The sequence below is a fragment of the Escherichia sp. HH26CH genome, from assembly GCF_009820205.1.
GTDB lineage: Bacteria > Pseudomonadota > Gammaproteobacteria > Enterobacterales > Enterobacteriaceae > Escherichia > Escherichia coli_F.
This window is the reverse complement of record NZ_VNXM01000017.1, coordinates 17,353-30,099: the sequence shown is the minus strand read 5'-3', so window position 1 is coordinate 30,099 and position 12,747 is coordinate 17,353. Positions and strand designations below refer to the sequence as shown.

Genomic DNA, 12,747 nt, shown 5'->3' with positions numbered 1-12,747 from the left:
GTTGTTACCCTGATCCACCCGATCGCGATGGACGACGGTCTGCGTTTCGCAATCCGTGAAGGCGGCCGTACCGTTGGCGCGGGCGTTGTAGCAAAAGTTCTGAGCTAATTGCCGATAACATTTGACGCAATGCGCACTAAAAGGGCATCATTTGATGCCCTTTTTGCACGCTTTCGTACCAGAACCTGGCTCATCAGTGATTTTCTTTGTCATAATCATTGCTGAGACAGGCTCTGTTGAGGGCGTATAATCCGAAAAGCTAATACGCGTTTCGATTTGGTTTGCCTCGCGATCGCGGGGTGAAAATGTTTGTAGAATACTTCTGACAGGTTGGTTTATGAGTGCGAATACCGAAGCTCAAGGAAGCGGGCGCGGCCTGGAAGCGATGAAGTGGGTCGTTGTGGTGGCATTGCTCCTGGTAGCAATTGTCGGCAACTACCTTTATCGCGACATTATGCTGCCGCTGCGTGCGCTGGCCGTAGTAATTCTGATTGCTGCAGCGGGTGGTGTCGCGCTGTTAACGACAAAAGGAAAAGCAACCGTTGCTTTTGCCCGTGAAGCGCGTACCGAAGTCCGTAAGGTCATTTGGCCGACTCGCCAGGAAACATTGCACACCACGCTGATTGTGGCTGCGGTTACCGCAGTAATGTCACTGATCCTGTGGGGACTGGATGGTATTCTGGTTCGCCTGGTATCCTTTATCACTGGCCTGAGGTTCTGAGATGTCTGAAGCTCCTAAAAAGCGCTGGTACGTCGTTCAGGCGTTTTCCGGTTTTGAAGGCCGCGTAGCAACGTCGCTACGTGAGCATATCAAATTACATAACATGGAAGATTTGTTTGGTGAAGTCATGGTACCAACCGAAGAAGTGGTTGAAATCCGTGGCGGACAGCGTCGCAAAAGTGAACGCAAATTCTTCCCTGGCTACGTCCTCGTTCAGATGGTGATGAACGACGCGAGCTGGCACCTGGTGCGCAGCGTACCGCGTGTGATGGGCTTCATCGGCGGTACTTCCGATCGTCCTGCGCCAATCAGCGATAAAGAAGTGGATGCGATTATGAATCGCCTGCAGCAGGTTGGCGATAAGCCGCGTCCGAAAACGCTGTTTGAACCGGGTGAAATGGTTCGTGTTAATGATGGTCCGTTCGCTGACTTCAACGGTGTTGTTGAAGAAGTTGATTACGAGAAATCTCGTCTGAAAGTGTCTGTTTCTATCTTCGGTCGTGCGACCCCGGTAGAGCTGGACTTCAGCCAGGTTGAAAAAGCCTAACCCAGCGATCAAAAAAGCGGCGATTTAATCGTTGCACAAGGCGCGAGATTGGAATACAATTTCGCGCCTTTTGTTTTTATGGGCCTTGCCCGTAAAACGATTTTTTATATCACGGGGAGCCTCTCAGAGGCGTTATTACCCAACTTGAGGAATTTATAATGGCTAAGAAAGTACAAGCCTATGTCAAGCTGCAGGTTGCAGCTGGTATGGCTAACCCGAGTCCGCCAGTAGGTCCGGCTCTGGGTCAGCAGGGCGTAAACATCATGGAATTCTGCAAAGCGTTCAACGCAAAAACTGATTCCATCGAAAAAGGTCTGCCGATTCCGGTAGTAATCACCGTTTACGCTGACCGTTCTTTCACTTTCGTTACCAAGACTCCGCCGGCAGCAGTTCTGCTGAAAAAAGCGGCTGGTATCAAGTCTGGTTCCGGTAAGCCGAACAAAGACAAAGTGGGTAAAATTTCCCGCGCTCAGCTGCAGGAAATCGCGCAGACCAAAGCTGCCGACATGACTGGTGCCGACATTGAAGCGATGACTCGCTCCATCGAAGGTACTGCACGTTCCATGGGCCTGGTAGTGGAGGACTAAGAAATGGCTAAACTGACCAAGCGCATGCGTGTTATCCGCGAGAAAGTTGATGCAACCAAACAGTACGACATCAACGAAGCTATCGCTCTGCTGAAAGAGCTGGCGACTGCTAAATTCGTAGAAAGCGTGGACGTGGCTGTTAACCTCGGCATCGACGCTCGTAAATCTGACCAGAACGTACGTGGTGCAACTGTACTGCCGCACGGTACTGGCCGTTCCGTTCGCGTAGCCGTATTTACCCAGGGTGCAAACGCTGAAGCTGCTAAAGCTGCAGGCGCTGAACTGGTAGGTATGGAAGATCTGGCTGACCAGATCAAGAAAGGCGAAATGAACTTTGACGTTGTTATTGCTTCTCCGGATGCAATGCGCGTTGTTGGCCAGCTGGGCCAGGTTCTGGGTCCGCGCGGCCTGATGCCAAACCCGAAAGTGGGTACTGTAACGCCGAACGTTGCTGAAGCGGTTAAAAACGCTAAAGCTGGCCAGATTCGTTACCGTAACGACAAAAACGGCATCATCCACACCACCATCGGTAAAGTGGACTTTGACGCTGACAAACTGAAAGAAAACCTGGAAGCTCTGCTGGTTGCGCTGAAAAAAGCAAAACCGACTCAGGCTAAAGGCGTGTACATCAAGAAAGTTAGCATCTCCACCACCATGGGTGCAGGTGTTGCAGTTGACCAGGCTGGCCTGAGCGCTTCTGTAAACTAATGCCTTTACGTGGGCGGTGATTTTGTCTACAATCTTACCCCCACGTATAATGCTTAATGCAGACGTATATCCGAGATATTCGGGTTGTAGCAAGGCGGCAACTGAGTGAGTCGCCAGGAGCATAGCTAACTATGTGACTGGTGCGAACGAAGGAAGCCAACGCCGCTACAAGCTGAATAGCGACGGATAGAAAAGATTTGTTCGTTGGAGCCTGGCCTATCCAGGCCTCCGTCGAAGACCGCAGGAGTTTCGCAAGAAACTTAATCCCCTGCGTAGACGGTGACAGAACGCTAAGATTATTCTTTTATATTCTGGCTTGTTTCTGCTCACCGTAATTAAGACGCTCTCTCCGTTTGGAGGAGTGAAGTGAGTTCCAGAGATTTTCTCTGGCAAACATCCAGGAGCAAAGCTAATGGCTTTAAATCTTCAAGACAAACAAGCGATTGTTGCTGAAGTCAGCGAAGTAGCCAAAGGCGCGCTGTCTGCAGTAGTTGCGGATTCCCGTGGCGTAACTGTAGATAAAATGACTGAACTGCGTAAAGCAGGTCGCGAAGCTGGCGTATACATGCGTGTTGTTCGTAACACCCTGCTGCGCCGTGCTGTTGAAGGTACTCCGTTCGAGTGCCTGAAAGACGCGTTTGTTGGTCCGACCCTGATTGCATACTCTATGGAACATCCGGGCGCTGCTGCTCGTCTGTTCAAAGAGTTCGCGAAAGCGAATGCAAAATTTGAGGTCAAAGCCGCTGCCTTTGAAGGTGAGCTGATCCCGGCGTCTCAGATCGACCGCCTGGCAACTCTGCCGACCTACGAAGAAGCAATTGCACGCCTGATGGCAACCATGAAAGAAGCTTCGGCTGGCAAACTGGTTCGTACTCTGGCTGCTGTACGCGATGCGAAAGAAGCTGCTTAATCGCAGTTATCTTTTTAACGCATTCGCTTACGTATAAACTTATTCTGATATTCAGGAACAATTTAAATGTCTATCACTAAAGATCAAATCATTGAAGCAGTTGCAGCTATGTCTGTAATGGACGTTGTAGAACTGATCTCTGCAATGGAAGAAAAATTCGGTGTTTCCGCTGCTGCTGCTGTAGCTGTAGCTGCTGGCCCGGTTGAAGCTGCTGAAGAAAAAACTGAATTCGACGTAATTCTGAAAGCTGCTGGCGCTAACAAAGTTGCTGTTATCAAAGCAGTACGTGGCGCAACTGGCCTGGGTCTGAAAGAAGCTAAAGACCTGGTAGAATCTGCACCGGCTGCTCTGAAAGAAGGCGTGAGCAAAGACGACGCAGAAGCACTGAAAAAAGCTCTGGAAGAAGCTGGCGCTGAAGTTGAAGTTAAATAAGCCAACCCTTCCGGTTGCAGCCTGAGAAATCAGGCTGATGGCTGGTGACTTTTTAGTCACCAGCCTTTTTGCGCTGTAAGGCGCCAGTAGCGTTTCACACTGTTTGACTACTGCTGTGCCTTTCAATGCTTGTTTCTATCGACGACTTAATATACTGCGACAGGACGCCCGTTCTGTGTAAATCGCAATGAAATGGTTTAAGCGTGATAGCAACAGGCATTGCGGAAAGTGTTCCATTTTCCGGTCAACAAAATAGTGTTGCACAAACTGTCCGCTCAATGGACAGATGGGTCGACTTGTCAGCGAGCTGAGGAACCCTATGGTTTACTCCTATACCGAGAAAAAACGTATTCGTAAGGATTTTGGTAAACGTCCACAAGTTCTGGATGTACCTTATCTCCTTTCTATCCAGCTTGACTCGTTTCAGAAATTTATCGAGCAAGATCCTGAAGGGCAGTATGGTCTGGAAGCTGCTTTCCGTTCCGTATTCCCGATTCAGAGCTACAGCGGTAATTCCGAGCTGCAATACGTCAGCTACCGCCTTGGCGAACCGGTGTTTGACGTCCAGGAATGTCAAATCCGTGGCGTGACCTATTCCGCACCGCTGCGCGTTAAACTGCGTCTGGTGATCTATGAGCGCGAAGCGCCGGAAGGCACCGTAAAAGACATTAAAGAACAAGAAGTCTACATGGGCGAAATTCCGCTCATGACGGACAACGGTACCTTTGTTATCAACGGTACTGAGCGTGTTATCGTTTCCCAGCTGCACCGTAGTCCGGGCGTCTTCTTTGACTCCGACAAAGGTAAAACCCACTCTTCGGGTAAAGTGCTGTATAACGCGCGCATCATCCCTTACCGTGGTTCCTGGCTGGACTTCGAATTCGATCCGAAGGACAACCTGTTCGTACGTATCGACCGTCGCCGTAAACTGCCTGCGACCATCATTCTGCGTGCCCTGAACTACACCACAGAGCAGATCCTCGACCTGTTCTTTGAAAAAGTTATCTTTGAAATCCGTGATAACAAGCTGCAGATGGAACTGGTGCCGGAACGCCTGCGTGGTGAAACCGCATCTTTTGACATCGAAGCTAACGGTAAAGTGTACGTAGAAAAAGGCCGCCGCATTACTGCGCGCCACATTCGCCAGCTGGAAAAAGACGACGTCAAACTGATCGAAGTCCCGGTTGAGTACATCGCAGGTAAAGTGGTTGCTAAAGACTACATTGATGAGTCTACTGGTGAGCTGATCTGTGCTGCGAACATGGAGCTGAGCCTGGATCTGCTGGCTAAGCTGAGCCAGTCTGGTCACAAGCGTATCGAAACGCTGTTCACCAACGATCTGGATCACGGCCCGTATATCTCTGAAACCTTACGTGTCGACCCAACTAACGACCGTCTGAGCGCACTGGTAGAAATCTACCGCATGATGCGCCCTGGCGAGCCGCCGACTCGTGAAGCCGCTGAAAGCCTGTTCGAGAACCTGTTCTTCTCCGAAGACCGCTATGACTTGTCTGCGGTTGGTCGTATGAAGTTCAACCGTTCTCTGCTGCGCGACGAAATCGAAGGTTCCGGTATCCTGAGCAAAGACGACATCATTGATGTTATGAAAAAGCTCATCGATATCCGTAACGGTAAAGGCGAAGTCGATGATATCGACCACCTCGGTAACCGTCGTATCCGTTCCGTTGGCGAAATGGCGGAAAACCAGTTCCGCGTTGGCCTGGTACGTGTAGAGCGTGCGGTGAAAGAGCGTTTGTCTCTGGGCGATCTGGATACCCTGATGCCTCAGGATATGATCAACGCCAAACCGATTTCCGCAGCAGTGAAAGAGTTCTTTGGTTCCAGCCAGCTGTCTCAGTTTATGGACCAGAACAACCCGCTGTCTGAGATTACACACAAGCGTCGTATCTCTGCACTCGGCCCAGGCGGTCTGACCCGTGAACGTGCAGGCTTCGAAGTTCGAGACGTACACCCGACTCACTACGGTCGCGTATGTCCAATCGAAACCCCTGAAGGTCCGAACATCGGTCTGATCAACTCCCTGTCCGTGTACGCACAGACTAACGAATATGGCTTCCTTGAGACGCCGTACCGTAAAGTGATCGACGGTGTTGTAACCGACGAAATTCACTATCTGTCTGCTATCGAAGAAGGCAACTACGTTATCGCCCAGGCGAACTCCAACCTGGATGAAGAAGGCCACTTCGTAGAAGACCTGGTAACTTGCCGTAGCAAAGGCGAATCCAGCTTGTTCAGCCGCGACCAGGTTGACTACATGGACGTATCCACCCAGCAGGTGGTATCCGTCGGTGCGTCCCTGATCCCGTTCCTTGAACACGATGACGCCAACCGTGCATTGATGGGTGCGAACATGCAACGTCAGGCCGTTCCGACTCTGCGTGCTGATAAGCCGCTGGTTGGTACGGGTATGGAACGTGCTGTTGCCGTTGACTCCGGTGTAACTGCGGTTGCTAAACGTGGTGGTGTCGTTCAGTACGTGGATGCTTCCCGTATCGTTATCAAAGTTAACGAAGACGAGATGTATCCGGGCGAAGCGGGTATCGACATCTACAACCTGACCAAATACACCCGTTCTAACCAGAACACCTGTATCAACCAGATGCCGTGTGTGTCTCTGGGTGAACCGGTAGAGCGCGGCGACGTGCTGGCAGACGGTCCGTCCACCGATCTCGGTGAACTGGCGCTCGGTCAGAACATGCGCGTAGCGTTCATGCCGTGGAATGGTTACAACTTCGAAGACTCCATCCTCGTATCCGAGCGTGTTGTTCAGGAAGACCGTTTCACCACCATCCACATTCAGGAACTGGCATGTGTGTCCCGTGACACCAAGCTGGGGCCAGAAGAGATCACTGCTGACATCCCGAACGTAGGTGAAGCTGCGCTCTCCAAACTGGATGAATCCGGTATCGTTTACATTGGTGCGGAAGTAACCGGTGGCGACATTCTGGTTGGTAAGGTAACGCCGAAAGGTGAAACTCAGCTGACCCCAGAAGAAAAACTGCTGCGTGCGATCTTCGGTGAGAAAGCGTCTGACGTTAAAGACTCTTCTCTGCGCGTACCAAACGGTGTATCCGGTACGGTTATCGACGTTCAGGTCTTTACTCGCGATGGCGTAGAAAAAGACAAACGTGCGCTGGAAATCGAAGAAATGCAGCTCAAACAGGCGAAGAAAGACCTGTCTGAAGAACTGCAGATCCTCGAAGCGGGTCTGTTCAGCCGTATCCGTGCTGTGCTGGTAGCCGGTGGCGTTGAAGCTGAGAAGCTCGACAAACTGCCGCGCGATCGCTGGCTGGAGCTGGGCCTGACCGACGAAGAGAAACAAAATCAGCTGGAACAGCTGGCTGAGCAGTATGACGAACTGAAACACGAGTTCGAGAAGAAACTCGAAGCGAAACGCCGCAAAATCACCCAGGGCGACGATCTGGCACCGGGCGTGCTGAAGATTGTTAAGGTATATCTGGCGGTTAAACGCCGTATCCAGCCTGGTGACAAGATGGCAGGCCGTCACGGTAACAAGGGTGTAATTTCTAAGATCAACCCGATCGAAGATATGCCTTACGATGAAAACGGTACGCCGGTAGACATCGTACTGAACCCGCTGGGCGTACCGTCTCGTATGAACATCGGTCAGATCCTCGAAACCCACCTGGGTATGGCTGCGAAAGGTATCGGCGACAAGATCAACGCCATGCTGAAACAGCAGCAAGAAGTCGCGAAACTGCGCGAATTCATCCAGCGTGCATACGATCTGGGCGCTGACGTTCGTCAGAAAGTTGACCTGAGTACCTTCAGCGATGAAGAAGTTATGCGTCTGGCTGAAAACCTGCGCAAAGGTATGCCAATCGCAACGCCGGTCTTCGACGGTGCGAAAGAAGCAGAAATTAAAGAACTGCTGAAACTTGGCGACCTGCCGACTTCTGGTCAGATCCGCCTGTACGACGGTCGCACTGGTGAACAGTTCGAACGTCCGGTAACCGTGGGTTACATGTACATGCTGAAACTGAACCACCTGGTCGACGACAAGATGCACGCGCGTTCCACCGGTTCTTACAGCCTGGTTACTCAGCAGCCGCTGGGTGGTAAGGCACAGTTCGGTGGTCAGCGTTTCGGGGAGATGGAAGTGTGGGCGCTGGAAGCATACGGCGCAGCATACACCCTGCAGGAAATGCTCACCGTTAAGTCTGATGACGTGAACGGTCGTACCAAGATGTATAAAAACATCGTGGACGGCAACCATCAGATGGAGCCGGGCATGCCAGAATCCTTCAACGTATTGTTGAAAGAGATTCGTTCGCTGGGTATCAACATCGAACTGGAAGACGAGTAATTCTCGCTCAAACAGGTCACTGCTGTCGGGGTAAAACCCGGCAGCGGATTGTGCTAACTCCGACGGGAGCAAATCCGTGAAAGATTTATTAAAGTTTCTGAAAGCGCAGACTAAAACCGAAGAGTTTGATGCGATCAAAATTGCTCTGGCTTCGCCAGACATGATCCGTTCATGGTCTTTCGGTGAAGTTAAAAAGCCGGAAACCATCAACTACCGTACGTTCAAACCAGAACGTGACGGCCTTTTCTGCGCCCGTATCTTTGGGCCGGTAAAAGATTACGAGTGCCTGTGCGGTAAGTACAAGCGCCTGAAACACCGTGGCGTCATCTGTGAGAAGTGCGGCGTTGAAGTGACCCAGACTAAAGTACGCCGTGAGCGTATGGGCCACATCGAACTGGCTTCCCCGACTGCGCACATCTGGTTCCTGAAATCGCTGCCGTCCCGTATCGGCCTGCTGCTCGATATGCCGCTGCGCGATATCGAACGCGTACTGTACTTCGAATCCTATGTGGTTATCGAAGGCGGTATGACCAACCTGGAGCGTCAGCAGATCCTGACTGAAGAGCAGTATCTGGACGCGCTGGAAGAGTTCGGTGACGAATTCGACGCGAAAATGGGTGCGGAAGCAATCCAGGCTCTGCTGAAGAGCATGGATCTGGAGCAAGAGTGCGAACAGCTGCGTGAAGAGCTGAACGAAACCAACTCCGAAACTAAGCGTAAGAAGCTGACCAAGCGTATCAAACTGCTGGAAGCGTTCGTTCAGTCTGGTAACAAACCAGAGTGGATGATCCTGACCGTTCTGCCGGTACTGCCGCCAGATCTGCGTCCGCTGGTTCCGCTGGATGGTGGTCGTTTCGCGACTTCTGACCTGAACGATCTGTATCGTCGCGTCATTAACCGTAACAACCGTCTCAAACGTCTGCTGGATCTGGCTGCGCCGGACATCATCGTACGTAACGAAAAACGTATGCTGCAGGAAGCGGTAGACGCCCTGCTGGATAACGGTCGTCGTGGTCGTGCGATCACTGGTTCTAACAAGCGTCCTCTGAAATCTTTGGCCGACATGATCAAAGGTAAACAGGGTCGTTTCCGTCAGAACCTGCTCGGTAAGCGTGTTGACTACTCCGGTCGTTCTGTAATCACCGTAGGTCCATACTTGCGTCTGCATCAGTGCGGTCTGCCGAAGAAAATGGCACTGGAACTGTTCAAACCGTTCATCTACGGCAAGCTGGAACTGCGTGGTCTTGCTACCACCATTAAAGCTGCGAAGAAAATGGTTGAGCGCGAAGAAGCTGTCGTTTGGGATATCCTGGACGAAGTTATCCGCGAACACCCGGTACTGCTGAACCGTGCACCGACTCTGCACCGTCTGGGTATCCAGGCATTTGAACCGGTACTGATCGAAGGTAAAGCTATCCAGCTGCACCCGCTGGTTTGTGCGGCATATAACGCCGACTTCGATGGTGACCAGATGGCTGTTCACGTACCGCTGACGCTGGAAGCCCAGCTGGAAGCGCGTGCGCTGATGATGTCTACCAACAACATCCTGTCCCCGGCGAACGGCGAACCAATCATCGTTCCGTCTCAGGACGTTGTACTGGGTCTGTACTACATGACCCGCGACTGTGTTAACGCCAAAGGCGAAGGCATGGTGCTGACTGGCCCGAAAGAAGCAGAACGTCTGTATCGCTCTGGTCTGGCTTCTCTGCATGCGCGCGTTAAAGTGCGTATCACCGAGTATGAAAAAGATGCTAACGGTGAATTAGTAGCGAAAACCAGCCTGAAAGATACGACCGTTGGCCGTGCCATTCTGTGGATGATTGTACCGAAAGGTCTGCCTTACTCCATCGTCAACCAGGCGCTGGGTAAGAAAGCAATCTCCAAAATGCTGAACACCTGCTACCGCATTCTCGGTCTGAAACCGACCGTTATTTTTGCGGACCAGATCATGTACACCGGCTTTGCATATGCAGCGCGTTCTGGTGCATCTGTTGGTATCGATGACATGGTCATCCCGGAGAAGAAACACGAAATCATCTCCGAGGCAGAAGCTGAAGTTGCTGAGATTCAGGAGCAGTTCCAGTCTGGTCTGGTAACTGCGGGCGAACGCTACAACAAAGTTATCGATATCTGGGCTGCGGCGAACGATCGTGTATCCAAAGCGATGATGGATAACCTGCAAACTGAAACCGTTATTAACCGTGACGGTCAGGAAGAGAAGCAGGTTTCCTTCAACAGCATCTACATGATGGCCGACTCCGGTGCGCGTGGTTCTGCGGCACAGATTCGTCAGCTGGCGGGTATGCGTGGTCTGATGGCGAAGCCGGATGGCTCCATCATCGAAACGCCAATCACCGCGAACTTCCGTGAAGGTCTGAACGTACTCCAGTACTTCATCTCAACCCACGGTGCTCGTAAAGGTCTGGCGGATACCGCACTGAAAACGGCGAACTCCGGTTACCTGACTCGTCGTCTGGTTGACGTGGCGCAGGACCTGGTGGTTACCGAAGACGATTGTGGTACTCATGAAGGTATCATGATGACTCCGGTTATCGAAGGTGGTGACGTTAAAGAGCCGCTGCGCGATCGCGTACTGGGTCGTGTAACTGCTGAAGACGTTCTGAAGCCGGGTACTGCTGATATCCTCGTTCCGCGCAACACGCTGCTGCACGAACAGTGGTGTGACCTGCTGGAAGAGAACTCTGTCGACGCGGTAAAAGTACGTTCTGTTGTATCTTGTGACACCGACTTTGGTGTATGTGCGCACTGCTACGGTCGTGACCTGGCGCGTGGCCACATCATCAACAAAGGTGAAGCAATCGGTGTTATCGCGGCACAGTCCATCGGTGAACCGGGTACACAGCTGACCATGCGTACGTTCCACATCGGTGGTGCGGCATCTCGTGCGGCTGCTGAATCCAGCATCCAGGTGAAAAACAAAGGTAGCATCAAGCTCAGCAACGTGAAGTCGGTTGTGAACTCCAGCGGCAAACTGGTTATCACTTCCCGTAACACCGAACTGAAATTGATCGACGAATTCGGTCGTACCAAAGAAAGCTATAAAGTGCCTTACGGTGCAGTACTGGCGAAAGGCGATGGCGAACAGGTTGCTGGCGGCGAGACCGTTGCAAACTGGGACCCGCACACCATGCCGGTTATCACCGAAGTAAGCGGTTTTGTACGCTTTACTGACATGATCGACGGCCAGACCATTACTCGTCAGACCGACGAATTGACCGGTCTGTCTTCGCTGGTGGTTCTGGATTCCGCAGAACGTACCGCAGGTGGTAAAGATCTGCGTCCGGCACTGAAAATCGTTGATGCTCAGGGTAACGACGTTCTGATCCCGGGTACCGACATGCCTGCGCAGTACTTCCTGCCGGGTAAAGCGATTGTTCAGCTGGAAGATGGCGTACAGATCAGCTCCGGTGACACCCTGGCGCGTATTCCGCAAGAATCTGGCGGTACCAAGGACATCACCGGTGGTCTGCCACGCGTTGCGGACCTGTTCGAAGCACGTCGTCCGAAAGAGCCGGCAATCCTGGCTGAAATCAGCGGTGTGGTTTCCTTCGGTAAAGAAACCAAAGGTAAACGTCGTCTGGTTATCACCCCGGTAGACGGTAGCGAGCCGTACGAAGAGATGATTCCGAAATGGCGTCAGCTCAACGTGTTCGAAGGTGAACGTGTAGAACGTGGTGACGTAATTTCCGATGGTCCGGAAGCGCCGCATGACATTCTGCGTCTGCGTGGTGTGCATGCTGTAACTCGTTACATCGTTAACGAAGTACAGGACGTATACCGTCTGCAGGGCGTTAAGATTAACGATAAACACATCGAAGTTATCGTTCGTCAGATGCTGCGTAAAGCTACCATCGTTAACGCGGGCAGCTCCGACTTCCTGGAAGGCGAACAGGTTGAATACTCTCGCGTCAAGATCGCAAACCGCGAACTGGAAGCGAACGGCAAAGTGGGTGCAACTTACTCCCGCGATCTGCTGGGTATCACCAAAGCGTCTCTGGCAACCGAGTCCTTCATCTCCGCGGCATCGTTCCAGGAGACCACTCGCGTGCTGACCGAAGCAGCCGTTGCGGGCAAACGCGACGAACTGCGCGGCCTGAAAGAGAACGTTATCGTAGGTCGTCTGATCCCGGCAGGTACCGGTTACGCGTACCACCAGGATCGTATGCGTCGCCGTGCTGCAGGTGAAGCTCCGGCTGCACCGCAGGTGACTGCAGAAGACGCATCTGCCAGCCTGGCAGAACTGCTGAACGCAGGTCTGGGCGGTTCTGATAACGAGTAATCGTTAATCCGCAAATAACGTAAAAACCCGCTTCGGCGGGTTTTTTTATGGGTGTTATTCAGAGGGCAAATTCTTCACGGGAAATATTAAGAAAGGCAGGGCGAAACGAGGAAGAAGCTTTTCGCCCTGGACAACATTCCTGCTGACGGTACTAACATAAAAAAACACAACGCTTTCAACAATCTTGCGTTTTT

At 52.0% G+C, this 12,747-nt stretch carries 9 protein-coding genes; all 9 read left to right on the top strand.

The window, feature by feature from the left end; all coding sequences use genetic code 11:
- Nucleotides 1-108, top strand: a 108-nt coding sequence (locus FQ015_RS06775) for a hypothetical protein (protein ID WP_072109227.1), incomplete at its 5' end; no start/stop codon positions are given.
- Nucleotides 109-337: 229 nt separating this feature from the next.
- On the top strand, nucleotides 338-721 hold the full coding sequence (secE, locus tag FQ015_RS06770) for a preprotein translocase subunit SecE (protein WP_001275702.1): 384 nt from the start codon (nucleotides 338-340) through the stop codon (nucleotides 719-721).
- 1 nt (nucleotide 722) lies between these two features.
- Nucleotides 723-1,268 carry a transcription termination/antitermination protein NusG gene (gene nusG, locus FQ015_RS06765; protein WP_001287516.1) on the top strand — a complete coding sequence of 182 codons (546 nt, stop codon included), beginning with the start codon at nucleotides 723-725 and terminating at the stop codon, nucleotides 1,266-1,268.
- Between the two features lie 158 nt (nucleotides 1,269-1,426).
- Nucleotides 1,427-1,855 (top strand): 50S ribosomal protein L11, encoded by a 429-nt coding sequence (gene rplK, locus FQ015_RS06760; protein WP_001085926.1) that lies wholly within the window; start codon nucleotides 1,427-1,429, stop codon nucleotides 1,853-1,855.
- Nucleotides 1,856-1,858: 3 nt separating this feature from the next.
- Nucleotides 1,859-2,563 (top strand): 50S ribosomal protein L1, encoded by a 705-nt coding sequence (gene rplA / locus FQ015_RS06755; protein WP_001096680.1) that lies wholly within the window; start codon nucleotides 1,859-1,861, stop codon nucleotides 2,561-2,563.
- Nucleotides 2,564-2,975: 412 nt separating this feature from the next.
- Nucleotides 2,976-3,473 (top strand): 50S ribosomal protein L10, encoded by a 498-nt coding sequence (gene rplJ / locus FQ015_RS06750; protein WP_001207201.1) that lies wholly within the window; start codon nucleotides 2,976-2,978, stop codon nucleotides 3,471-3,473.
- A gap of 66 nt (nucleotides 3,474-3,539) precedes the next feature.
- Nucleotides 3,540-3,905 carry a 50S ribosomal protein L7/L12 gene (rplL, locus tag FQ015_RS06745; RefSeq protein ID WP_000028878.1) on the top strand — a complete coding sequence of 122 codons (366 nt, stop codon included), beginning with the start codon at nucleotides 3,540-3,542 and terminating at the stop codon, nucleotides 3,903-3,905.
- A 319-nt stretch (nucleotides 3,906-4,224) separates the two neighbouring features.
- Nucleotides 4,225-8,253, top strand: a complete 4,029-nt coding sequence (gene rpoB / locus FQ015_RS06740; protein WP_001353730.1) for a DNA-directed RNA polymerase subunit beta — start codon at nucleotides 4,225-4,227, stop codon at nucleotides 8,251-8,253.
- Between the two features lie 76 nt (nucleotides 8,254-8,329).
- Nucleotides 8,330-12,553 carry a DNA-directed RNA polymerase subunit beta' gene (rpoC, locus tag FQ015_RS06735; RefSeq protein ID WP_000653947.1) on the top strand — a complete coding sequence of 1,408 codons (4,224 nt, stop codon included), beginning with the start codon at nucleotides 8,330-8,332 and terminating at the stop codon, nucleotides 12,551-12,553.
- The last annotated feature ends 194 nt before the right edge of the window (nucleotides 12,554-12,747 follow it).